This is a genomic window from Streptomyces sp. ALI-76-A, assembly GCF_030287445.1.
In the GTDB taxonomy this organism is placed as follows: Bacteria; Actinomycetota; Actinomycetes; order Streptomycetales; family Streptomycetaceae; genus Streptomyces.
Genome location: NZ_JASVWB010000002.1, coordinates 4,221,798 through 4,243,188, shown reverse-complemented (window position 1 = coordinate 4,243,188; position 21,391 = coordinate 4,221,798). Strand labels below are relative to the sequence as shown.

The window sequence follows — 21,391 nt, the reverse complement described above, 5'->3', positions numbered from 1 at the left end:
GGGCGAGTGCTAATCATTGGCGTTAGCACTCTGACAGTGAGAGTGACAACGAAGGACCGGGTCGGTGAGGCCCGCAGGCCAGGTGGGGCAAGGAACCACGGGGTCGGCGAGCCGTCCGTCGCGGGCGCGGGCGCGGTCCGAAGGAATCACCCCCAGTCCTGGAGGGACCACTTCACATGGCCAAGATCATCGCGTTCGACGAGGAGGCGCGGCGCGGCCTCGAGCGCGGCATGAACCAGCTCGCGGACGCCGTCAAGGTGACGCTCGGCCCCAAGGGCCGCAACGTCGTCCTCGAGAAGAAGTGGGGCGCCCCCACGATCACCAACGATGGTGTCTCCATCGCCAAGGAGATCGAGCTCGAGGACCCGTACGAGAAGATCGGCGCCGAGCTGGTCAAGGAAGTCGCCAAGAAGACGGACGACGTCGCCGGCGACGGTACGACCACGGCGACCGTTCTCGCCCAGGCCCTGGTCAAGGAGGGCCTGCGCAACGTAGCCGCCGGCGCCAACCCGATGGCCCTCAAGCGCGGTATCGAGAAGGCCGTCGAGGCCGTCTCCGCCGCCCTGCTGGACCAGGCGAAGGATGTCGAGACCAAGGAGCAGATCGCCTCCACGGCCTCCATCTCCGCCGCCGACACCCAGATCGGCGAGCTCATCGCCGAGGCGATGGACAAGGTCGGCAAGGAAGGCGTCATCACCGTCGAGGAGTCCCAGACCTTCGGTCTGGAGCTGGAGCTCACCGAGGGTATGCGCTTCGACAAGGGCTACATCTCGGCGTACTTCGCCACCGACATGGAGCGTATGGAGGCCGTCCTCGACGACCCGTACATCCTGATCGCCAACTCCAAGATCTCCTCGGTCAAGGACCTGCTCCCGCTGCTGGAGAAGGTCATGCAGTCGGGCAAGCCGCTGCTGATCATCGCCGAGGACGTCGAGGGCGAGGCCCTGTCGACCCTGGTCGTCAACAAGATCCGCGGCACCTTCAAGTCCGTCGCCGTCAAGGCGCCGGGCTTCGGTGACCGCCGCAAGGCGATGCTGAACGACATCGCCATCCTCACCGGCGGCGAGGTCATCTCCGAGGAGGTCGGCCTCAAGCTGGAGAACACCTCCATCGACCTCCTGGGCAAGGCCCGCAAGGTCGTCATCACCAAGGACGAGACCACCATCGTCGACGGTGCCGGCTCCTCCGAGCAGGTCCAGGGCCGGGTCAACCAGATCCGCGCCGAGATCGAGAACAGCGACTCCGACTACGACCGCGAGAAGCTCCAGGAGCGCCTGGCGAAGCTCGCGGGCGGCGTGGCCGTCATCAAGGCCGGTGCCGCCACCGAGGTCGAGCTCAAGGAGCGCAAGCACCGCATCGAGGACGCCGTTCGCAACGCGAAGGCGGCCGTCGAGGAGGGCATCGTCGCCGGTGGTGGCGTGGCCCTGCTCCAGGCCTCCGCGGTGTTCGATAAGCTGGAGCTGACGGGTGACGAGGCGACCGGCGCCAACGCCGTGAAGCTCGCCCTGGAGGCCCCGCTCAAGCAGATCGCCGTCAACGGTGGTCTCGAGGGCGGCGTCGTCGTGGAGAAGGTCCGCAACCTGACCGTGGGCTGGGGTCTGAACGCCGCGACCGGCGAGTACGTCGACATGATCGCCGAGGGCATCATCGACCCGGCGAAGGTGACGCGCTCCGCGCTGCAGAACGCGGCCTCCATCGCCGCGCTGTTCCTCACCACCGAGGCCGTCATCGCCGACAAGCCGGAGAAGGCGGGCGCCGCCCCGGCCGGCGGCGGCATGCCGGGCGGTGACATGGACTTCTGATCGACCGGTTCCGGTTGATCGACCGTCCGCAGTACCCGAGGGCGGCACTCCCTGAAGCAGGGGGTGCCGCCCTCGGGCGTGTCCGGGATCACACCGGTCGGCGGGGCGCGGTGGAATGCCGGGCCGGGTGGGGCCGGTTGACGAGGGGAGGCAGTCGATGCGTATGCACATACCGTCCGGAATGTCCGGCTGCCGGATCCCGAACCGACCCCCGAGGAGTCCCCACGTGACCGCAACTCCCGCCGCCTCCACCTCCCGTGCGGCCGAAGTCCTGGCCCGGCCCGTCTCCCTCAACGGCCTGACCGTCCCGAACCGGATCGTCATGGCGCCGATGACCCGCCAGTTCTCCCCGGGCGGCATCCCCGGCGCGGACGTGGCCTCGTACTACTCCCGCCGGGCCGCCGCGGGCGTCGGCCTGATCGTCACCGAGGGCACCTACGTCGGCCACGAGTCGGCCGGGAACAGCGACAGCGTGCCGCGCTTCCACGGTGAGGAGCAGCTCGCGGGCTGGGCGAAGGTCGCCGAGGAGGTGCACGCGGCGGGCGGCACGATCGTGCCGCAGCTGTGGCACATCGGCATGGTGCGCGAGCAGGGCCAGCCGCCCTACCCGGACGCTCCCGCCGTCGGCCCCTCCGGGCCTGCGGATCGGCGCGGACGAGCCCACCGGCAAGGCGATGACGCAGCGCGACCTGGACGAGGTCATCGGCGCGTTCGCCCAGGCGGCGGCCGACGCCGAGCGGACCGGCTTCGACGGCGTGGAGCTGCACGGCGCCCACGGCTACCTCATCGACCAGTTCCTGTGGGCGGGCACCAACCGCCGCACGGACGCCTACGGCGGCGACCCGGTCGCCCGCGCGCGGTTCGCGCAGGAGATCGTGGCCGCGGTCCGCGAGCGGGTCTCGCCCGGCTTCCCGGTCATCTTCCGCTACTCGCAGTGGAAGCAGGACGTGTACCGGGCCCGCCTGGCCGAGACCCCCGAGGAGCTGGAGGCCATCCTCGCTCCGCTCGCCGCGGCCGGGGTGGACGCCTTCCACGCCTCCACCCGCCGCTACTGGCTCCCGGAGTTCGACGGCTCGGACCTCAATCTGGCCGGCTGGACCAAGAAGCTCACCGGCAAGCCGGTCATCACCGTCGGCTCGGTCGGCCTGGACGGCGACTTCATCAAGGGCTTCCAGGGCGAGGGCGCCCCGGTCAAGGGCATCGACGACCTGCTCGACCGGCTGGAGGCCGAGGAGTTCGACATGATCGCCGTCGGCCGCGCGCTGCTCCAGGACCCCGAGTGGGCGGCGAAGGTCCTGGCGGGCCGGTACGACGAGCTGAAGCCGTACGACGCGGCGGCGCTGCGGACGCTCAGCTGAGTGCCGGCTCCCTTTCCAGGGCACGGGTGCCGAACGCACGGGTGACAAATTTATGGGTGATGGCAATGATCCTGGCGAGCAACTACCGGCTCATCGGTTCATCGGCGAGGAGTGATCTGTGACGACGACCCAGCCCCAACACCCAGTGGTCCGCACCGCGACCGGCGCGGTGCGCGGGCGCCGGGAGGACGGTCTGGCCGTCTTCCGGGGCATCCCGTTCGCCGCCCCGCCGGTCGGGGAGGCCCGGTTCCAGGTGCCGCGCCCGGCGGCGGCCTGGGACGGCACCCGTGACGCGTACGCCTTCGGCCCGCCGCCCCCGCAGGACGCGGCGGCACTGGGCGGTGGCGTCGCACCCGACGTGCCTCTGGGCGACGACTGGCTGACGGTCAACGTGTGGACACCCGACCCGGACCCGGCCGCCCACCGCCCGGTCATGGTCTGGATCTACGGCGGCGCCTACAAGCTCGGCCACGCGGGCAGCCCCGGCTACGACGCCCGGCACATCGCGCACGACGGTGACGTCGTGGTCGTCACCCTGAACTACCGCGTCGGCATCGAGGGCTTCGCCCGCCTCGACGGGGCGCCCGCCAACCGCGGCCTGCTCGACCAGGTCGCCGCGCTGGAGTGGGTGCGGGACAACATCACGGCGTTCGGCGGCGACCCCGGCCAGGTGACCGTCTTCGGCGAGTCGGCGGGCGCCGGTTCGGTGGCGTCCCTGCTGGCCATGCCGTCCGCGTCCGGTCTGTTCCGTCGGGCCATCGCCCAGAGCGTCCCGGGCACCTTCTTCTCCGAAGCGCTGGCCCGGGACATGGCGGCCGCGATCGCGGCGGAGGCGGGGTTGCGTCCGACGGCCGCCGACCTCGCGACGGTCGACCCCCGCCGGCTGACCTCCGCGGGTGAGTCGCTGGGCGCCAAGATGCTCCGGTACACGGACAGGTGGGGTCAGGCGGCCCCCACGGTGACTCCCTTCTCTCCGGTGGTCGACGGCGAGGTCCTGCCGGTCACGCCCTGGCAGGCGCTGGCGGCCGGGTCGGGCCGGGACGTGGAACTGGTCGTGGGCCACAACCGGGACGAGTTCCGGCTGTTCCTGGCGATGGGCGGACGGCTCGGGCAGATCACGCAGGAGCAGGCGCGGGGGGCGTTGCGGATGTTCGCGCCGGGTGCCCCCGGCACCTCGGCCGGCGAGGAGGCCTACCGCGCGGCCTTCCCCGACGCCACGCCGAGTGAGCTGTTCGAACGGGTCCAGACCGACTGGCTGTTCGCCATGCCCAGTCTCCACCTGGCCGAGGCGCAGCTCGCCGGTGGTGGCCGCGCCCACGTCTACGAGCTGACCTGGTCGGCGCCGGGCCCTCTCGGTGCCTGCCACGCGCTGGACATCCCGCTGCTCTTCGGCACGTTCACCGCCGACTTCGGCGCCATGCTGTTCCCCGACGGGAAGCCCACGGCGGAGGCCGAGGTGCTGTCGTCCCGTTTCCGGGCTTCCTGGACGGCGTTCGCGAGGACCGGCGACCCGGGCTGGCCGGCCTACGACACCGCGACGCGGCCGGTACGGGTGTGGGATGCGGAGCCGCAGGTCAGGGCGTATCCGGAGGAGGCCTCCCGGCGGATATGGGAGGGGTACCAGTTCGCGGCGCTCCCGCTGCTGGGGTGAACGGGGCGGAGGGCTACAGATTCCCGAGCGGTTCGATGTCGACGTGCACCGGGGTGCCCCAGATCCGCAGTACCTCGTAGTCGGTGAACTCGTGCACCAGCCGGTAGGCCATGGCGGCCCGGGGGCCGCGCCGCTGGGCGGCGAGGTAGAGCTCGGCCTCGTGCCGGTCCCGGCGCGGGGTCCCGCACAGCTGCCACGCCTGGCCGTTCCACAGCTCCGGCAGCCACCGCTGCTGGGGCCGCGGCCGGTCCTCGCGCACGCCGTACCGGGAGGGCGTGGGCTCGGCGGGCCGGGAGTGCGCGGCGGGGCCGTTGATCTCGGAACGCCGGGCCGCCCGCCGCCGGGTCTCGCACAGCAGACACAGGTCCGGGGCGTTCTCGTCGACCGGCCCGCCTGGGTGCTCCGGGCAGCGGGTGGAGGGCGCGGCCGAACTGACACTGTCGTCCAGCAGGTCCAGGGCCCGCTTGATGTCGGCCTTGACCTCGTGCAGCCGGGAGTCGGGCGTGTCGCCGGTCAGGGCCTCCCCGTGCTCGCCGAGCAGACGGAGAGCACGGCCGAGGGCGGTGAGCTGGGCGTGGTTCATGCGATCTCCGCCTCGTCGCGCGGCCGCCTCGGCTCTTCCGTCTCCATGAAAAAACTGTACACACCAGCGGGTGCGCGCGGAGGGCGGGCCGTCGCAGCGCTCATACCCGTGGCCTTTCGCCTCGGGGAGCCATCGCCGCGCGCACCTCGGCGGCGAGGGTACGGACCGTGGCCGCGACGAGCGGCGCGGCGGGCCGGGCGGGTCCGGTGTCGCCCCGGCAGGTTCCGCAGACGCCGCCCGGCAGTGCCTCCGGCCGGCCCGGGACACCGCACTTCGCGCACTCCAGGACGCGGAGCGGGCGTGGGGCCGCCGGTGCGGGCTCGGGTGGGAGCTTGGTGGTCAGGCGCCTGCGGATGAGGGCGGCCGGGTGGTGGACCAGCGTGGGCAGGCCGGCGGTCAGTGCCTGGAGTACGGCCGCGTCCGTGGCCCCCCGCGCGAACCACTCCGTCAGCAACGGGGCGAGGCTCGCACAGTCCGCCTGGGAGAGCGACAGGGCGGGAGCGGTACGGCCCAGGGCGGCCAGCAGGACGAAGGCGCGCGAGCGGGTCTGGCGGGGCGCGTCAGGCGGCTGGTCCTTCGGTACGTCACCCCGGGTGAAGGCCGTCCACCAGTCATCGTCGCGCGCGGTACGGGTGAACCACGATCGGGTGATCCAGCGCGCGCTCCCCTCGGCCGCCACCAGATGCTCGCGCCCCCGGCGCAAGTGTCCCGCGCTCTGCAGGCGGTTGAGGGCCGTGCGCAGCGCGCACTGTCCGTACGGCAGCACCTTGGCCAGCGTCTTCACGGAGATGTCGGCGCTGTCGGGAAGGCGGTCGATGTACGCGGCGATGGCGGCTTCGCGGGGTGGAAGGTGGGCGAAGTCGTGCGCGGTGCGGGGGCGTTGGTCCGGGGTGGAGCGCTTGCCGTAGCCCGGGTTGGCCATCGGGTGGGGCTCGATGGGTGAGGGAGCGTGCGCGGGCGGGGTGGCAGCACTAAGCTTGGCGTCAGCCATGGGATCGCTTGTTCCGATCTCGTAGGTCAGGCCCCCGCAGGTGTTCCAGCACCTGACGGGGGCTGTTCTGTCTCGTTGTCCGGGCACGCTAGACGACCGTGACTCTCCGTGGCAAGTCGAACGCATCAAGTCAACTCGCGGGGTGGGAGGGTGGGTTGAGGCCCACCGCCCATTCCAAGCAAAGAGGGCTCGGAGCTGGGCACTTGAGCTTCGGGGCCGGGAAAACCCTCAGATCGCCCGGACGAACGCGGACCACGCCTCCCGACCGAACGTGAGCTTCGGGCCTCGGGGGTTCTTGGAATCGCGGACGGGGATGAGGGCGGGGAGGTGGTCGTGCGTCACCTCAAGGCAGTTGTCGCCGCTGCCGCCGCTGTAGGTCGACTTGCGCCAGCGGGCTACCTCGAGACACTCGTTGCCGCCCCCGCCGCTGTAGCTGGACTTGTGCCAGATGGCCGTGCTCAGGTCGTGGTCAGGGAAGTTCCTCATGCGCGTAATCCTCCGCCAGTGCCTCGATCAAGGCCAGGGACTTCTCCGGCGAGAGCGCTGACGCTGTGAGGAGCTCGTAGGTGAACCTCAACCGGGCCACGGTGGCCGGGTCGTCTTCCAGGCGCCCGGTGCCGGGCCCTTCGAAGTAGACCAGCGGAGGGGCGTCCTCGAAGTCCATCAGCCTCATCGAGCCCTCCATCGATTTGTGCGCCCCCGCGCTGAAAGGGAGAACCTGCACGATGATCCGGCCCTTGCGGGCCAGGCCCGCGACATGGCGCAACGCTTCCGCCATCACCGCCCGTCCACCTGTCTCCCGGCGCAACACCGCTTCGTCAAGCACCACCCACAACAACGGGCTTGTTGGATGATCGAGTAGACGGGTCCGCACCATCCGGCCTTCCACCCACTCGTCGATGGTCTCTTCCGGCGCCGTCGGGTCGTACGCGCGGTTCACAGCCCGTGCGTACGCGGACGTCTGGAGCAGCCCTGGGATCAGCATCGGCGCGTACTGGCGGATCGCCACGGCCTCCACCTCCACCTCCGCCGCCTCCGCGAAATGCTCGGGATACCGGGACTTCGCCGACACCCCGCAGTTCCGCCGGAAGAAGTCCTCCGTCCCCAACGCCTCGTCCAGCAACCGCGCGTACTCCGGCACCATCCGCCGCGTCCCCGCCTCCAGCTGCCCGATGAACGACCCGCTCACGAACAGCCGCTGGCCCAGATCGTCCTGGCTCAGCCCGGCCTTCTCGCGTGCGTGACGCAGCTCCGCGCCCAGCAGGGCGCGGGGAGAGGCCGACGGGTCCAGATCCTTCGGTCCGGGCATGGGTCACTCCCTGTCCGACAGACGAGGTTGTTGGAACGTCATGTCTGGCCAGGTTAGAGGCGGGGCAGACACGCTGTGTCGCGAATCACCAACTCAGCGTGGAGGCGGACGGATGGCCGTGAGGCAGACCGAGGAAGTCGTGGAGCAGCTGCGGGAGGCCCTCGTGGGCGTGGGCCTCGTGCTGCCGTCCCTGCGCGTGGATCCGGTGACCGGCGCGGGTGACGAGCCGTTCGCCCTGGTCGAGCTCGGGCGCTGCAACGTCCGTACCGCCGAGCGGCTGGCCTCCGTGCTACGCGGGGAGCGGCCCGCGATCGGCGCGCATGTCGTGGACGTACGGGACGGGCGGCTCGGGGAGGTCATGGGACACGTGGGGGGCCGGGTGCAGCTCCGGCCCGTCGCCGGAGGGCAGGAGTGGGACTGTCCGCCGGAGGCGACCGGGCCGGCCCCGCAGGGGGAGGTGCTGCGGGCCCGGGTGCGCAGGGTCAACGGGGAGGGGAGGCTTCCGTCGTGAGGCCGTCCAGCCGCCTCAGGTGCTCGTCCGTGAGGGTCAGGCCGGCCGCCGCCACGTTCTCCTCCAGGTGCTCGACGCTCGCCGTGCCGGGGATCGGCAGGAGCACCGGGGAGCGGGCCAGCAGCCAGGCCAGGGCGATCTGGGTGGGGGTGGCGTCCAGGGCGGACGCCACCGACCTGATCACGGAGTGCTCGTCGGCCGCCCCGGGCGCGACCGGCCGCCACGGCAGGAACGCGATGCCGGCCGCCTCGCAGGCCTTGAGCACCGGCTCGTGCTCGCGGTCGAGCAGGTTGTAGCGGTTCTGCACGCTGGCGATGTCGACGACGGACCTGGCCTCGTCGAGTTCCGCGACCGTCACCTCGGAGAGGCCGATCCGGCCCACCTTGCCCTCCGAGCGGAGGTCGCCCAGTGCGCCGAGCTGGTCGGCGAGAGGGGTGTCCGGGTCGATGCGGTGGAGCTGGAGGAGCTCGACGCGCTCGACGCGGAGGCGGCGCAGCGCCTCGTCCACCTGGGCGCGCAGGGAGGCCGGGCGGGCATCGTAGGTCCACTCGCCCGGCGCGGGCTGCCGGACGCCGACCTTGGTGGTGACGAGCAGGTCGGCGGGGTAGGGGTGCAGTGCCTCGGCGAGGAGTTCCTCGTTGGCTCCCCAGCCGTACAGGTGGGCCGTGTCGACGAGGGTGACGCCGAGTTCGACGGCCCTGCGGAGCAGCGCGACGGACGCGGCGCGCTCGTCCGCCGGTTCGGTCGGCAGCCGCATCGCCCCGAAGCCGAGCCGCCCCACCTCCAGGTCTCCACCGATGCGGAACGTCGTCGGTGCCCTCATCCGTTGCCTCCCCCGGTTCGAAGTCCCCACGCTAGTGCCGTGGCAGGCAACGTTCGCCCCGTCGCGACGCCCGGCACGCACTCTCGCCGCACCGGCCGAAAGCCCAAGTACATCCAGTACGAGGGCTTCCGGCCGGCACGCCGAGAGCACGCACCGGACGCCGCTCCTTGACGGGCGAACGTTGCCTGCCGCGGCACTAGCAAGGGAAGTCGGGGGCGTCCGGGAAGCGGCGGATCAGTCCCCGGCCGCCGCCAGCGCGGCCCGCAGCCGGCCGCCGGAGTCCGCCAGGAGCCGGGCCGCCGTCGGGCCGTCCACGTCGGCGAGGAGGGTCAGGATGGCGTTCTTCACCTCGCCGTCGGTGGCGGTGAGGGCCCGCTCGACCGCGTCGTCCTCGGCGCCGGTGGCGAGGGCGACGATACGGCGGGAGCGGGCGCGCAGCTTGTCGTTGGAGGCGCGGACGTCGACCATCAGGTTCCCGTACGTCTTGCCCAGCCGGATCATCGTGATCGTCGACAGCATGTTGAGGACCAGCTTCTGTGCCGTGCCGGCCTTCAGGCGGGTGGAGCCGGTGAGCAGCTCGGGACCGACGACGATCTCGATGCCGTGCTCGGCGGCCGCCGCGAGCGCGCTGTCCGCGTTGCAGGCCAGCCCGATCGTCAACGCGCCCTGCCTGCGGGCGTGCTCGACCGCGCCGACGGCGTACGGGGTACGGCCGGAGGCGGAGACGCCGACCACCGTGTCGACGCCGGTCAGCGCGAGCGCGTCGAGGTCGGCGCGGGCCAGCTCGGCGGAGTCCTCGGCGCCTTCGACCGAGGTGACCACGGCCTGGCGGCCGCCCGCGATCAGTCCGAGGACCTGGGCGGGGTCGGTGTTGAAGGTGGGCGGGCACTCGGAGGCGTCCAGGACGCCGAGCCGGCCTGCGGTCCCGGCGCCGGCGTAGACCAGCCGCCCGCCGCGCGCCATCCGCTCGGCGATGTCGTCGATCGCGGCGGCGATCTCCGGCAGCCGCCGGGCGACGGCGGCCGGCACGGTGGTGTCCTCGGCGTTCATCAGCCGGGCGATGTCGAGGGTGGGCAGCCGGTCGATGTCGGCGAGCTCGGGCCGGAACGCCTCGGTGGTCAGGGATTCCAGCTGGGCCTGGAGATCGCGGGGATCGGAGGTGGAGGTCATGGTGACAGGCTGCTCTTTCCACTGCGCGGTGCGATGTGTTGCGGTGTTGCCGGCGGTCCGGGCCCGCGGTTCGGTCCGCGGTCCTGTCTGCGGTCCGGCCCATGGTCCAGCGCCTGCGGTCCGGCCCGTGGTCTAGTGCCGCGGCAGGCAACGTTTGCCCGTCAAGGAGCGGCGTCCGGTGCGTGCTCTCGGCGTGCCGGCCGGAAGCCCTCGTACTGGATGTACTTGGGCTTTCGGCCGGTGCGGCGAGAGGGCGTGCCGGGCGTCGCGACGGGGCGAACGTTGCCTGCCACGGCACTAGCGCCGGTGCCGGTGGGCCAGCGCCTCGTACGACGCGGACAGGGCCGGTGCCGCCGTCTCGTACGTCCGCTGCGCCACGCCCACGAACAGACAGTCCACCACCAGCAGCTGACTGGTCCGCGACGACATCGCGGCGGGCCGCAGTTCGCTCTCCCGCGCGGTCGATGTCGTCAGGATGTGGTCGGCGTACTGGGTGACCGGTCCGTCGGGCCGGCCGGTGATCGCCACCGTGGTGGCCCCGTGCTCGAAGGCGACCCGCAACGGCTCGATGACGTCACCGGTCGAACCGGAGTGGGTGATCGCGAGGGCGACGTCGCCCGCCCGCAGTTGCACGGCGTTGGTGACGGCGAGGTGGGGGTCGCTGTGGGCGTGGGCTATCAGACCTATCCGCAGCAGCTTCTGGGTGAGGTCCTGGGCGACCAGCCCGCTCGCCCCGACCCCGTACACATCGGTCCGCCGGGCGGCGGCCAGCGCGGTGACGGCCGCACCGAGCTGCGCGGTGTCCAGACCGGCCGCCGTGTCCGCGAGGGTCTGCTGCTCGTCGTGGGCGAGTTTCGCGACGACGTCGGCGATCGGGTCGTCGACCGCGATGTCCGTGGTGATCGCGGGCGCCCGGCCGGACTGCTGCTGGGCGGCGAGACCGGCCAGCGCCAGGCGCAGGTCGCGGTAGCCGGGGTAGCCGAGCAGGCGGGCGGTGCGGACGACCGTCGCCTCGCTGGTGCCGGTGCGTTCGGCGAGACCGGTGACCGTGAGGGCCGCGCAGCCGGCCGGGTCGTTCGCGACGGCCTCGGCGACCCGCTGCATGGAGCGGGTCATGGACGGGGCGAGGGTACGCACCTTGGCCGCCAGGGCGGCCGGCGCGGGCGGGGCGGCCGCGCTCCTCGCGCCCCTGCCGAAACTTTCCTTCACTTCGCGGGTCACCCATGAAAGATATTTTCGGGCCGGTGCGGTGGTCAAGAGTGCGCACAATGGGTGCATGGACCCCATCAGCCCCTTGGAGCAGGCGTTGCACGCGGCACGCGCCCTGGTGCTCGCCGACCTGGCCGCACAGAAGGTCGCCGCCGCCGACGTGGTGTCCATGGTCGAGGACTCCGTCGTCCAGCGCCGCTGGTGGGTCGAGCAGTGGCCGGACGGGGCGCAGTTCGTGGCCGGCCTGGTGGCGCAGGACGTGCAGGACGCGCTCCTCGAACGCTACGGGCGCTGGCCGTTGTGCCCGGTGTGCGGCTCCGGCGACCCGCACGCGCTGGACGTCGAACCGGAACTCGGCCCCGACCCGCACTGGGTGTGCCACCAGGCGGGCGTGAAGGTCGCCGCGGTGGGGACGCTCGGGTCGGCGGCGGGCGGGGCGGTGTCCTCGTGAGGCTCCGGTGACGCTCTACATCGACCCGCCGACCTGGCCCGGGCACGGCCGCATGTGGTCGCACCTGGTGAGCGACGTCTCGTTCGAGGAACTCCAGGCGTTCGCCGACGGCTTGGGCGTCCCGCGCCGGGCCTTCGAGCGCGACCACTACGACATCCCCTCGCACCGGTACGCGGACGTGGTGGCCGCCGGCGCGGTGCCGGTCGGGTCCAAGGAACTGGTGCGCCGGCTCACGGAGGCGGGGCTGCGCCGGCCGAAGGGGCGTCCTCAGCCGCGCAGTTCGTAGGCTGAGGACCCGTCAGTCGCGCAGTTCGTAGGCGAAGTACTCGTCGTCCTCGCTCACCTTCGTGAACCCGGCGCGGGAGATCAGCCGCTGGGACGGGATGTTGACCCGGTCGACGACCGCGAACAGCGTCCGGACGTCGTCCCGGGCCAGCGCCCACTCCGACAGCGCGCGCAGCGCCTCGGTGGCGTAGCCCTGGCCGCGCGCGCTCTCCACCAGGTCGTAGCCGATCTCGGCACGGCCCTCGCCGTCCGGGACGCCGTGGAACCCCATGCCGCCGACGGCCCGGCCGTCCTCCCGCCGCACGAGGACGAACAGCCCCCACTCCGGGCGGTGCGTCCCCGCCTCGTACGCCTTCGTCACCATTCCCGCGGCCTCCCGGGTGCCCTCGAACGGGCCGCCGTCCAGCCACGCGAACCCGCCGTCGCCGCCCGCGCGGAGGTCGGCGGCGGCCGCGGGGGTGACGCCCTGGAGGGTCAGCCGGCCGGCGGGCAGGACGAGGCTGTTGCTCCAGCGCCACGCGGTGACCGGCGCGCGGCCGGGCAGCTCGCCGCGCCCGGTGGCCCACAGCAGGGTGCGCCAGTGGTCGGGGCCGGGCCGGACGTGCGGGAAGATCCCCGTCAGGACGTACGCGGCGAGCTCTGCGGGCGGCTCGTACGGCAGCCCCAGGCCCTCGGCGATGTCATGGGTGTGCAGGAGGGTCTCGGCGATCCCCATCGCGGCGAAGCCCTCACGGTCCGCGCTGCCGAACGGGTACGGGTGGAAGGCGCGCACCTCGGGCGGGGTGGTGCGGAGGGTGGCGACGAGCAGCGCGGCGGTGGTCTCCAGGACGTCGAGGACGGCCGCGTGGCCGGTGTCCTCGTCGAGGGTGAGGTCGAAGGGCAGGTACGCGGTCCGCGCGCGGCCCGCCAGCTGGCCGGCGTAGGCGAGGAGCACGCCGGCGAGGTGTTCGGCGGTCTGCCGGCAGCTCCACTCCAGCCGGCCCGCCGGCACCCTGTCCCAGTCCCGCTCCGTCGCCGTCCGCAGCACCGCCACGGCACCCGCGACGGCCTCGTCCACTCGTTCTCCGCCCCATGCGCGCATGGGGTGCAACAGTAGGGGCTCTCCCGGCCGGGCGAACCCGAATTCTCGGTCGCCCGGGCCCGGCGCGTCAGCTCTCCAGCAGCGCCAACTCGGCGGCGATGTTGTACCGGGCCGTCGCCTCCCACCGCTTCTGTCCGTACGGCGTCCTGAACAGGCGGGGCAGAGCGAGGAGTTGCCGCAGGACGGTGGCGCGGCCCGCGCGGAAGGCGTCCGGCGGGACGAAGCCGTACTCCTCGCGGACGGCGGCCGTGTAGGCGGCGTACGCGGACGGCGGGGCGGCGAGGACCGCCAGGTCGGCGTCGCACAGGACCTGGCCGTCCGGGTCGTCGTCGGCGGGGTCGTGGGTGACGGTGAGGCGGACCAGGCGGGCCACCTCGGCGGTCCGCGCGGCGGGCACCCCCGCTTCGGCTAGGGCGCGCTCGGCGAGCCGGGCCGAGCGTTCCTCGTTCTCGGAGCGGTCGGGGAGGTAGACCGCGTCGTGGAACCACGCGGCCAGGCGGACGGCGTCCGGGTCGGTGGCGTGCGGCGCGAGGGCGTCGATGTGGTCGAGGACCGCGGTGAGGTGCGTGAGCGTGTGGTAGCGGCGCTGCGGCTCCTGCCAGCGGGCGAGCAGGTTGTCGGCGTACGGCGTCGGGTCGGGGCCGGTGGCGTCGGGGCCCCGGGCTCCTTCCAGGGCGCGGGCGAAGCGGGTGCGCAGGGCGTCGGGATCGGCCATGCGGCCATTCTCCCCGCGAGCGGGCCGGCCCGTCCGTGCGGCCGGGTGAGCGGTGTCCGGTGAGCACCGGGTGAGCGGGATCCCGTACAGGCGTAGTCTTTGACCAGATTGGACTAGACCTGTAGTGGTAGCCGCCCGCTGAGACGAGACGATTGGGGTCCCATGAGCAAGCGTGCAGTCCTGGAGGTGATCGCCCTCGACGTCGAGGACGCGGTCGCCGCCCAGGCCGGAGGCGCGGACCGCCTCGAACTGGTCACCGACATGGCGGCGGACGGCCTGACCCCGCCGGTCGGGACCTTCGCCGGGATCCGGGCCGCCGTCGACCTCGCGCTGCGGGTGATGCTGCGGCCGGCGGACGGTTTCACGGCGGACGACGTCGAGCGGCTCGTGCGCACGGCGGGCGAGCTGCGGGCGGCGGGGGCCGACGAGTTCGTGCTCGGGTTCCTCGACGCGGACGGCGGGGTGGACCTGGCGGCCGTGGAGCGGGTCGTCGGCGTGCTGGACGGCTGCCGCTGGACGTTCCACCGGGCGATCGACCACGCCGCCGACCGGGACGCGCTGCGCAAGCAGCTGGACGGGCTGTCCGGACTCGACACCTATCTGACGGCGGGTTCGGCGTCCGGCGTGGACGCCGGCCTGCCCACGCTGCTCGCCGAGGCGCGGCGGCGGGGGGAGCCGGGGTACGAGCAGCGGCTGCTGGTGGGCGGGGGGCTGCGGCTGGACCACGTACCGGTGCTCCGGGCGGCCGGGATCGACGGCTTCCACATCGGCGGGGCGGCGCGGCCGGGCGGCTGGGAGCGGGGGGTCTCGGCGGAGGCGGTCGCGGAGTGGCGGCGGGTGGTGGACGGGGGGTAGGGGGCGCGGGGTGGGCGCCGGTGCGGTGTCCGGGGTTGTCGAGGTGCCGGTGGGTGGGTCGCGGCGTCCGGTGCCGTCCGGGCCCACCCGTGCAGCCCCAGCGGCACGACTGCCCGCGGGAAGGGGTGGTGGGGTGGGTCGTGTGGTCCGGTGTTGGCGGGGTGCCGGCCGCGCCCACCCGTGCGGGAGGGGGTGGGGATGTCAGGTCAGTTGTGGGGGGAGCGGGGTCGTGTGGGTGACCGTCAGTCCTGAGACCGCTCGGGTGAGGGTGACGTACAGGCGGCGCAGGCCGGTGCGTGCGTCGGGTTCGCCGTCGACGATCGCCTGCGGGTCGTCGAGGACCACGTAGTCGTACTCCAGGCCCTTGGCCAGGGAGGCGGGGACCAGCGTGAGGCGGGCCTCGTGGGTCGTCTCCTCGCCCGGGGCCAGGTGGCCGACGCCCGCCGCCGCGAGCGCCTTCGCCAGGGCCGGGACGCGGGCGTCGGCGGCGATCAGGCCGATGGAGCCCTCGTTGCCCAGCGACTCCTCGCAGGCGGCGATCACGTCGGCCGGGCCGGTGACCGGGCGGATCTCGAAGGAGCCGGGGTTCTCCCGGACCGACGCGACCGGGGTCAGGCCGGGGGCGATGTGCGGCAGGAGACGGGAGGCGTACGCGATGACGTCGGTCGGGACGCGGAATCCGGCCGTCAGTTCCTCGACCACGCCGTCCGTCTTGCCGAGGTGGGCCAGCGCCTCGTGCCAACTCCGGGTGGCCCAGGGGGTGGTGCCCTGGGCGAGGTCGCCGAGGACGGTGGCGGAGCCGGTGGTGCAGCGGCGGCCGACGGCCCGGTACTGCATGGGGGAGAGGTCCTGCGCCTCGTCCAGGACGACATGGCCGAGGGAGTGCGTGCGCTGGACCAGGTCCTGTGCCTCGTCGATCAGCACCGCGTCCGCCGCCGACCACCTCGCCGACCTCGCCGACCTCACCGGCTTCGTCCACAGGATCGTCTTCTGCTCGTCCGCGCTCAGCACGCCCTCCGCGTGCGCGGCCAGGAAGTCCGCGTCCGTCAGCAGCCGCAGCACCAGTCTGGCCGGGTCGACCGGCGGCCAGATCTGTTTGACCGCCGCCTTCACCGCCGCGTTGCGGGCCACCGCGTCCTGCACCCGGTCGTCCGGCGCCTCGCCCGAACGCTCCATCTGCACCAGCACGGCGTGCGCGATGCGCCGCGGCAGGGCCTCGCGGGCGGCTCCGTAGCGGATGCCCCGGTCCAGCAACTCGCGGACGATGTCCTCCAGTTCGTACACCGGGACCCGCCAGCGGCGTGAGCCGCGCACCACCACCACCGGCTCGGCCGGCATCGTCACGTGCGCGTGGACGGCCCGCCGCAGCACCTGGGCCATCCGCGCGTCGCCCTTGACGATCGCCGCCGCCGCCTCGTCCGTACCGCGCACCTCCACATGGGCGACCAGGTCGTCCACGGTGGCCTGGCGGACCGTCAGTTCACCGAGCGCGGGCAGCACCTGCTCGATGTAGTGCAGGAAGGAACGGTTGGGGCCGATGACGAGGGTGCCGGTGCGGGCGAGCCGCTCACGGTGGGCGTAGAGGAGGTACGCGACGCGGTGCAGGCCGACGGCCGTCTTCCCGGTCCCCGGGCCGCCCTGCACGCACACCGTCCCGCCCAGGCCGGCGCGCACGATCTCGTCCTGCTCGGGCTGGATGGTCGCCACGATGTCGCGCATCGGGCCGACGCGCGGGCGCTCGATCTCCCGCTGGAGCAGCTTGCTGGTGGCCGCGGCCTCCGCCGGGTCCAGCAGGTGCTCGTCCTCGTACGCGGTGAGGTCGCCGCCCGTGTAGCCGAAGCGGCGGCGCAGCGCCACGTCCATCGGGTCCTTCTTCGAGGCCCGGTAGAACGGCTGCGAGACCGGTGCGCGCCAGTCGACGACCATCGGGTCGCCGTCCTGGTCGTGCACGTGCCGGCGCCCGATGTAGAAACGCTCGCCGTCCGCGCCGTCCGCGCCGTCCGCCCGCTCGCCGTCCGTGCCTTCCGTCCGTTCGGCGCCCGGCCGGCGCAGGTAGTCGAGGCGGCCGAAGAACAGCGGGGTGTCGCTGAGGTCGGCGAGCGCCTTGACGCGTTCGTCGATCTGGCGGGCCAGGACCTCCGCGTTGACCCAGTTCGCGGTGACGTCGCTGATGTCGAGGGACTCGACGTCCTCCCGCATGGCCCGCAGGGCGGCGCGGGAGCGGGCGAGGTGGGAGCGTTCGCGGACGAGGGGGTCGTCGCCGACGGGCGTGGACAAGGGGGTGCCTCCGGTGGGCCTACGGGATACGCGGTCGCGGGATGCCGGCCGGTTTCCGTCCGGTCGGCGGCACTCCGGTCAGGAGGCGGGCAAGAGCGGAGATTCTAGGCGAGTGGACGAGACGGGGGCCAACGGATTTCCGCGGAAGTAGGCTGCGGGACACGCCCCCCACCCCAGTCGCCCCTCCAACCCCGGGAGCCCGTCCGTGGAGCCACCCACGCACCTCCCCTTGCCCGACCCCGACCCCCTGAGGGAGTTACTGACGCGGTACGGCGTACGGGACATGGACCTGTGGCGGCACGGGGCCATGTCCCCCGAGCAACTGGAGCGGCTCCTGGAGGGCGTCATCCGCTCGGTGCTCCCCCCGAAGCGAGCCTGACCACCGGGTCCGCAGGTCCGCAGGTCGGCAGTCCGACGGACTGACGGACTGACGGACTGACGGACCCACCGCCCGCCGGGCCGTAGGCACCCCGGTGTCTCAGGGCACCCCCTAGGGGAGAGGCGGGGCCGCCCCCTCCCTCTCTGGGGGCGTCCCATCGGCCGCAGGTACTACACGGCGAGCACCCGGGACGACACCACAGGCCGATGCCGTCCTTATGCCGGAAAAGCCACCATGGAGGCATGAGCGCAGCAACCATCACCCCAGCTCCGCGCCCGCCCCGCCCGGCCGGCGCCACCCCCGTCCTGGGCAGTCACCGGCACGTCCTCGGTGATGCCCTGCATGCCGTCAAGGTGTTCGCGGGCGCCGTGTTCGACGTGGTCGTCCTCGGCGAGTACGGCGAGGAGGCGGGCGTCCGCCGCCGGTGACCGCCCGGCCCGCCGGTCAGCTCTCCGCCAGCAGCTCGTCCGCGTCGACGATCCGGTAGGCGTACCCCTGCTCCGCCAGGAACCGCTGCCGGTGCGCGGCGAAGTCCTGGTCGATGGTGTCGCGGGCGACCACCGAGTAGAAGTGCGCCTGGTGCCCGTCCGCCTTGGGCCGCAGCACCCGCCCCAGGCGCTGTGCCTCCTCCTGCCGCGACCCGAACGTTCCCGACACCTGCACGGCGACCGTCGCCTCCGGCAGGTCGATGGAGAAGTTCGCGACCTTCGACACCACCAGCACGCTGATCTCGCCCTGCCGGAACGCCTCGAAGAGCTTCTCCCGCTGGGCGTTGGAGGTCTCGCCCTTGATGACCGGGGCGTCGAGATGCTCCCCCAGCTCGTCCAGCTGGTCGATGTACTGCCCGATGACCAGGATCTGCTGCCCGGCGAACCGCCGCACGATCGCCTCGGTCACCTTCCGCTTGGTCGCGGTCGTCGCACAGAAGCGGTACTTCTCCTCGGTCTCCGCGGTGGCGTACGCGAGCCGCTCTGCGTCCGTGAGGTTCACCCGGACCTCCACGCAGTCCGCGGGCGCGATGTAGCCCTGTGCCTCGATCTCCTTCCAGGGCGCGTCGAACCGCTTGGGACCGATCAGCGAGAACACGTCGGACTCCCGCCCGTCCTCGCGCACCAGGGTCGCGGTCAGCCCGAGCCGCCGCCGCGCCTGCAGATCCGCCGTGAACTTGAAGACCGGCGCCGGCAGCAGGTGCACCTCGTCGTAGAGGATCAGGCCCCAGTCCCGGGAGTCGAACAGCTCCAGGTGTGGGTAGACACCCTTCCGCCGCGTCGTCAGCACCTGGTAGGTGGCGATGGTGACGGGCCGGATCTCCTTGCGCGTCCCGCTGTACTCGCCGATCTCCTCCTCCGTCAGCGAGGTCCGCTTGACCAGCTCGTGCTTCCACTGCCGGGCGGACACGGTGTTGGTGACCAGGATCAGCGTGGTCGACTTGGCCTGAGCCATGGCCCCGGCGCCCACCAGCGTCTTGCCCGCGCCGCAGGGCAGGACGACCACGCCCGACCCGCCGTGCCAGAAGTTCTCCACGGCCTGCTTCTGGTAGGGCCGCAGCGCCCAGCCCTCCTCGTGCAGCTCGATCGCGTGCGCCTCGCCGTCGACGTACCCCGCGAGGTCCTCGGCGGGCCAGCCCAGCCTCAGCAGCGTCTGCTTGATCTGGCCGCGCTCGGAGGGGTGCACGAGGACGGTGTCGGGGTCGATGCGGTCGCCGACCAGCGGGGCGATCCGCTTGGAGCGCAGGACCTCCTCCAGCACCGGCCGGTCGGTGGAGGTGAGCACGAGCCCGTGCGCGGGGTGCTTGCTGAGGGTCAGCCGCCCGTACCGGTCCATCGTCTCGGCGATGTCCACGAGCAGCGCGTGCGGCACCGGATACCGGCTGTACTGCACCAGCGCGTCCACGACCTGCTCGGCGTCGTGCCCGGCGGCCCGCGCGTTCCACAGCCCCAGCGGGGTCACCCGGTAGGTGTGGATGTGCTCCGGCGCCCGCTCCAGCTCCGCGAACGGCGCGATGGCCCGACGGCAGTCACCGGCCTGCTCGTGGTCGACTTCCAGGAGCAGGGTCTTGTCGGACTGGACGATCAGGGGACCATTCACGCGCGGCTACCTTTCTGCACGGACCTGCGTGGCTCTGCGAGACCCCCGTGACGGTGCGGGGCCAAACGTCCAGTGTGCCTGATCGTCCGGTTCCGCCGGCGTCCTGTCGCGTCCTGTCGTACAGAATGTGTATTCACCCCCGCGGGTGACGCGAGTGAGCCGTACGGCCGTGGCGTCCGAAGAATGGCTGACCATGCGGCCCTCCCCTCGTTCCCCGTCCCCGCCGACCGCCACGCTCGGGTACGCCCTGTTCGCCACCCGCTGGCTCCAGGCCCCGCTCTACTTCGGTCTGGTCGTCGTCCAGGGTGTGTACGTCTACAAGTTCTTCAACGAGCTGTGGACGTTAGTGCTCCGGTGCGTGACCGGGCGGGCGACGGAGACGTACGTCATGCTCTCGGTGCTCAAACTGGTCGACGTGGTCATGATCGCCAACCTGCTGATCATGGTGATCGTCGGCGGCTACGAGACGTTCGTCTCACGTATCGACCTCCAGGGCCACCGCGACCAGCCGGAGTGGTTCTCGCACGTCAACCCCAACGTGCTGAAGGTGAAGCTGGCCACCGCCATCGTGGGCATCTCGTCCGTCCACCTGCTCCAGATGTTCGTGGACGTCCAGCACACCGCGCAGCACTCACTGCTGTGGGGCACCACCATTCACATGGCCTTCATCCTGTCGGCGGCGATCCTGGCGTACATGTCCGGGCCGATGCTGGCCCGGACCGATCCGGTCCACCACCAGGGCCACACCACGGACCCGGAACCGCCGGCGGCCCCACCGCCTGCCGCCTCCGTCCCCGCCCAGGCGGGCCCGCGCGCGGCCGACGCCGGCGCGGAGGAACGCGTCCGCGCCGCCGGGTTCCCGGCCCGCAAGCTGCTGGAGGACTACGACGAGCAGCACCCTCGCACCTTCGACCGGGACGGCGTGGCCCGGCTCGGCAAGCTGGACTTCGTCACCGCAGGGCGCAACGTGGTCCTCGTCGGCCCTACCGGCACCGGCAAGACCCACCTGGCCATCGGGCTGGGCGTGCGCGCCTGCCAGGCCGGCCACCGGGTGCTGTTCGCGACCGCGGCCGAGTGGGCCGCCCGGCTGGCCGACGCCCAGGCCGCCGGCCGGCTCGCCGGGGAGCTGGCCGCGCTCGACGCCTACCCGGTGCTGGTCGTCGACGAGGTCGGCTACACCCCCTTCGACGCGCAGACCTCCGCTCTCTTCTTCCAGCTGGTCGCGCACCGCTACGAGCGGGCCTCGCTGATCGTGACCGGTGACCGCCCGCCCGGCCGCTGGAACGAGATCTTCGGCGGCCCCTCCGCACCGGCGATGGTGGACCGCCTGGCCCACCACGCCGAGATCGTGCGGATCGACGGGGACAGCTACCGGACGCGGCGGGCCGCTACCTCAGCGTGGGCAGAGTGACGTTGTTGAGCAGCGGTCCCTCGATACTCAGCCCTTCGGTGACCAGGGACTCGGGAGCGGCGACCGGGAGCGGCAGCGGCAGCGCCGGCCCGGCGGCCGCGGCCTCGGGGGCGAGCGCCCCGAGCAGCGCGGCGGCGGACAGCAGCGCGGTGACCGAGACGGCGACGGCGGTGGCGCGGGCGGGCAGGGGAGGCTTGGAACGCATGGGGGCTGGCCGACCTTTCACGTACGGGTGGGGGGTGGGGCGGGCCGGCCCGGAACGCGGGGGCCGGCCCGAGAAGGAGCGCGGGCGCGTCAGATCTGCGGCGTCTCGATGACCAGCCCGGCGATGTCGATGCCGACGGCGGCGGCCTGGGTGGCGAAGGCACCGATCAGCACGGCGGTGACGGTCAGGACGGTGGCGGCACGACGGGCGGCAGCACGCATGGAGCGACTTCCTCTC

General features: G+C 72.6%; 22 protein-coding genes and 1 pseudogene. 10 read left to right on the top strand and 13 right to left on the bottom strand.

The annotated features are described in order from the left end of the window. The first annotated feature begins 176 nt into the window (after positions 1-176). The 3 genes and pseudogenes from groL (at position 177) to QQS16_RS19755 (ending at position 4,811) form a co-directional block, all read left to right on the top strand. Entirely contained in the window at positions 177-1,802 is a 1,626-nt protein-coding gene (groL, locus tag QQS16_RS19765) for a chaperonin GroEL (RefSeq protein ID WP_286063162.1), read from the top strand. A 181-nt stretch (positions 1,803-1,983) separates the two neighbouring features. Further along, positions 1,984-3,160 (top strand): annotated as a pseudogene (locus QQS16_RS19760) (NADH:flavin oxidoreductase). A 118-nt stretch (positions 3,161-3,278) separates the two neighbouring features. Then, a complete protein-coding gene (locus tag QQS16_RS19755; protein WP_286063161.1) occupies positions 3,279-4,811 on the top strand; it encodes a carboxylesterase/lipase family protein in 1,533 nt (510 codons plus the stop codon). Positions 4,812-4,824: 13 nt separating this feature from the next. Here QQS16_RS19755 and QQS16_RS19750 read toward each other — a convergent pair whose 3' ends face one another. From QQS16_RS19750 to QQS16_RS19735, 4 genes are all read right to left on the bottom strand, one after another. Beyond that, the gene (locus QQS16_RS19750; RefSeq protein ID WP_286063160.1) at positions 4,825-5,394 is read right to left on the bottom strand and encodes a hypothetical protein; all 570 of its coding nucleotides are present in this window, start codon (positions 5,392-5,394) and stop codon (positions 4,825-4,827) included. Positions 5,395-5,494: 100 nt separating this feature from the next. Then, positions 5,495-6,316: a hypothetical protein gene (locus tag QQS16_RS19745; protein WP_286066388.1), complete on the bottom strand. Its 822-nt coding sequence runs from the start codon at positions 6,314-6,316 to the stop codon at positions 5,495-5,497. 297 nt (positions 6,317-6,613) lie between these two features. Next, the gene (locus QQS16_RS19740; protein ID WP_286063159.1) at positions 6,614-6,871 is read right to left on the bottom strand and encodes a DUF397 domain-containing protein; all 258 of its coding nucleotides are present in this window, start codon (positions 6,869-6,871) and stop codon (positions 6,614-6,616) included. Then, positions 6,855-7,694 carry a helix-turn-helix domain-containing protein gene (locus tag QQS16_RS19735; RefSeq protein WP_286063158.1) on the bottom strand — a complete coding sequence of 280 codons (840 nt, stop codon included), beginning with the start codon at positions 7,692-7,694 and terminating at the stop codon, positions 6,855-6,857. The genes QQS16_RS19740 and QQS16_RS19735 overlap by 17 nt, the downstream gene beginning before the upstream one ends. 118 nt (positions 7,695-7,812) lie before the next feature. Here QQS16_RS19735 and QQS16_RS19730 point away from each other — a divergent pair, with 118 nt between their 5' ends. Beyond that, positions 7,813-8,205 carry a hypothetical protein gene (locus QQS16_RS19730; protein WP_286066387.1) on the top strand — a complete coding sequence of 131 codons (393 nt, stop codon included), beginning with the start codon at positions 7,813-7,815 and terminating at the stop codon, positions 8,203-8,205. On the opposite strand, the gene QQS16_RS19725 is transcribed toward QQS16_RS19730, so the two are convergent. The 3 genes from QQS16_RS19725 to QQS16_RS19715 form a co-directional block, all read right to left on the bottom strand. Beyond that, positions 8,177-9,028 (bottom strand): aldo/keto reductase, encoded by an 852-nt coding sequence (locus QQS16_RS19725; RefSeq protein ID WP_286063157.1) that lies wholly within the window; start codon positions 9,026-9,028, stop codon positions 8,177-8,179. The two genes, QQS16_RS19730 and QQS16_RS19725, sit on opposite strands and share 29 nt — an antisense overlap. A gap of 234 nt (positions 9,029-9,262) precedes the next feature. Further along, positions 9,263-10,198: an N-acetylmuramic acid 6-phosphate etherase gene (gene murQ, locus QQS16_RS19720; RefSeq protein WP_286063156.1), complete on the bottom strand. Its 936-nt coding sequence runs from the start codon at positions 10,196-10,198 to the stop codon at positions 9,263-9,265. Between the two features lie 297 nt (positions 10,199-10,495). After that, positions 10,496-11,419 (bottom strand): MurR/RpiR family transcriptional regulator, encoded by a 924-nt coding sequence (locus tag QQS16_RS19715; protein WP_286063155.1) that lies wholly within the window; start codon positions 11,417-11,419, stop codon positions 10,496-10,498. Positions 11,420-11,474: 55 nt separating this feature from the next. Between QQS16_RS19715 and QQS16_RS19710 the strand changes: the two genes are divergently transcribed. Both QQS16_RS19710 and QQS16_RS19705 read left to right on the top strand, forming a co-directional pair. Then, on the top strand, positions 11,475-11,858 hold the full coding sequence (locus tag QQS16_RS19710; protein ID WP_286063154.1) for a DUF8819 family protein: 384 nt from the start codon (positions 11,475-11,477) through the stop codon (positions 11,856-11,858). Between the two features lie 7 nt (positions 11,859-11,865). Continuing rightward, a complete protein-coding gene (locus QQS16_RS19705) occupies positions 11,866-12,144 on the top strand; it encodes a DUF4031 domain-containing protein (protein WP_286063153.1) in 279 nt (92 codons plus the stop codon). Positions 12,145-12,156: 12 nt separating this feature from the next. On the opposite strand, the gene QQS16_RS19700 is transcribed toward QQS16_RS19705, so the two are convergent. Both QQS16_RS19700 and QQS16_RS19695 read right to left on the bottom strand, forming a co-directional pair. Next, positions 12,157-13,224: a GNAT family N-acetyltransferase gene (locus QQS16_RS19700; RefSeq protein WP_286063152.1), complete on the bottom strand. Its 1,068-nt coding sequence runs from the start codon at positions 13,222-13,224 to the stop codon at positions 12,157-12,159. Between the two features lie 67 nt (positions 13,225-13,291). Then, entirely contained in the window at positions 13,292-13,939 is a 648-nt protein-coding gene (locus QQS16_RS19695; RefSeq protein ID WP_286063151.1) for an HD domain-containing protein, read from the bottom strand. Positions 13,940-14,101: 162 nt separating this feature from the next. Here QQS16_RS19695 and QQS16_RS19690 point away from each other — a divergent pair, with 162 nt between their 5' ends. Then, positions 14,102-14,794: a copper homeostasis protein CutC gene (locus QQS16_RS19690; RefSeq protein WP_286063150.1), complete on the top strand. Its 693-nt coding sequence runs from the start codon at positions 14,102-14,104 to the stop codon at positions 14,792-14,794. A gap of 201 nt (positions 14,795-14,995) precedes the next feature. On the opposite strand, the gene QQS16_RS19685 is transcribed toward QQS16_RS19690, so the two are convergent. Then, a complete protein-coding gene (locus tag QQS16_RS19685; protein ID WP_286063149.1) occupies positions 14,996-17,071 on the bottom strand; it encodes a HelD family protein in 2,076 nt (691 codons plus the stop codon). Positions 17,072-17,276: 205 nt separating this feature from the next. On the opposite strand from QQS16_RS19685, the gene QQS16_RS19680 reads away from it, so the two are divergent. Further along, positions 17,277-17,450, top strand: coding sequence for a hypothetical protein (locus tag QQS16_RS19680; protein WP_286063148.1), 174 nt, complete (start codon positions 17,277-17,279; stop codon positions 17,448-17,450). A 242-nt stretch (positions 17,451-17,692) separates the two neighbouring features. Further along, complete coding sequence (locus QQS16_RS19675; protein WP_286063147.1) at positions 17,693-17,878, top strand: hypothetical protein; 186 nt, start codon at positions 17,693-17,695, stop codon at positions 17,876-17,878. Positions 17,879-17,894: 16 nt separating this feature from the next. Here the strand turns inward: QQS16_RS19675 and QQS16_RS19670 are convergent, their stop codons facing one another. After that, positions 17,895-19,538, bottom strand: coding sequence for a DNA repair helicase XPB (locus tag QQS16_RS19670; RefSeq protein ID WP_286063146.1), 1,644 nt, complete (start codon positions 19,536-19,538; stop codon positions 17,895-17,897). Positions 19,539-19,731: 193 nt separating this feature from the next. Here QQS16_RS19670 and istB point away from each other — a divergent pair, with 193 nt between their 5' ends. Then, a complete protein-coding gene (gene istB / locus QQS16_RS19665; RefSeq protein ID WP_286066386.1) occupies positions 19,732-20,949 on the top strand; it encodes an IS21-like element helper ATPase IstB in 1,218 nt (405 codons plus the stop codon). On the opposite strand, the gene QQS16_RS19660 is transcribed toward istB, so the two are convergent. Both QQS16_RS19660 and QQS16_RS19655 read right to left on the bottom strand, forming a co-directional pair. After that, complete coding sequence (locus QQS16_RS19660; protein WP_286063145.1) at positions 20,927-21,154, bottom strand: hypothetical protein; 228 nt, start codon at positions 21,152-21,154, stop codon at positions 20,927-20,929. The genes istB and QQS16_RS19660 overlap by 23 nt on opposite strands. 89 nt (positions 21,155-21,243) lie before the next feature. Continuing rightward, entirely contained in the window at positions 21,244-21,375 is a 132-nt protein-coding gene (locus tag QQS16_RS19655; RefSeq protein ID WP_286063144.1) for a hypothetical protein, read from the bottom strand. Between the last annotated feature and the right edge of the window lie 16 nt (positions 21,376-21,391).

What these genes read in the sequence shown, in the direction of transcription:
- groL (WP_286063162.1), top strand. Translation starts at nt 177, where the DNA reads ATGGCCAAGATCATCGCGTTCGACGAGGAGGCGCGGCGCGGCCTCGAG.
- QQS16_RS19750 (WP_286063160.1), bottom strand. Translation starts at nt 5,394, where the DNA reads ATGAACCACGCCCAGCTCACCGCCCTCGGCCGTGCTCTCCGTCTGCTC.
- QQS16_RS19745 (WP_286066388.1), bottom strand. Translation starts at nt 6,316, where the DNA reads ATGGCCAACCCGGGCTACGGCAAGCGCTCCACCCCGGACCAACGCCCC.
- QQS16_RS19740 (WP_286063159.1), bottom strand. Translation starts at nt 6,871, where the DNA reads ATGAGGAACTTCCCTGACCACGACCTGAGCACGGCCATCTGGCACAAG.
- QQS16_RS19735 (WP_286063158.1), bottom strand. Translation starts at nt 7,694, where the DNA reads ATGCCCGGACCGAAGGATCTGGACCCGTCGGCCTCTCCCCGCGCCCTG.
- QQS16_RS19725 (WP_286063157.1), bottom strand. Translation starts at nt 9,028, where the DNA reads ATGAGGGCACCGACGACGTTCCGCATCGGTGGAGACCTGGAGGTGGGG.
- murQ (WP_286063156.1), bottom strand. Translation starts at nt 10,198, where the DNA reads ATGACCTCCACCTCCGATCCCCGCGATCTCCAGGCCCAGCTGGAATCC.
- QQS16_RS19710 (WP_286063154.1), top strand. Translation starts at nt 11,475, where the DNA reads ATGGACCCCATCAGCCCCTTGGAGCAGGCGTTGCACGCGGCACGCGCC.
- QQS16_RS19700 (WP_286063152.1), bottom strand. Translation starts at nt 13,224, where the DNA reads ATGCGCGCATGGGGCGGAGAACGAGTGGACGAGGCCGTCGCGGGTGCC.
- QQS16_RS19695 (WP_286063151.1), bottom strand. Translation starts at nt 13,939, where the DNA reads ATGGCCGATCCCGACGCCCTGCGCACCCGCTTCGCCCGCGCCCTGGAA.
- QQS16_RS19690 (WP_286063150.1), top strand. Translation starts at nt 14,102, where the DNA reads ATGAGCAAGCGTGCAGTCCTGGAGGTGATCGCCCTCGACGTCGAGGAC.
- QQS16_RS19675 (WP_286063147.1), top strand. Translation starts at nt 17,693, where the DNA reads ATGAGCGCAGCAACCATCACCCCAGCTCCGCGCCCGCCCCGCCCGGCC.
- istB (WP_286066386.1), top strand. Translation starts at nt 19,732, where the DNA reads ATGCGGCCCTCCCCTCGTTCCCCGTCCCCGCCGACCGCCACGCTCGGG.
- QQS16_RS19660 (WP_286063145.1), bottom strand. Translation starts at nt 21,154, where the DNA reads ATGCGTTCCAAGCCTCCCCTGCCCGCCCGCGCCACCGCCGTCGCCGTC.
- QQS16_RS19655 (WP_286063144.1), bottom strand. Translation starts at nt 21,375, where the DNA reads ATGCGTGCTGCCGCCCGTCGTGCCGCCACCGTCCTGACCGTCACCGCC.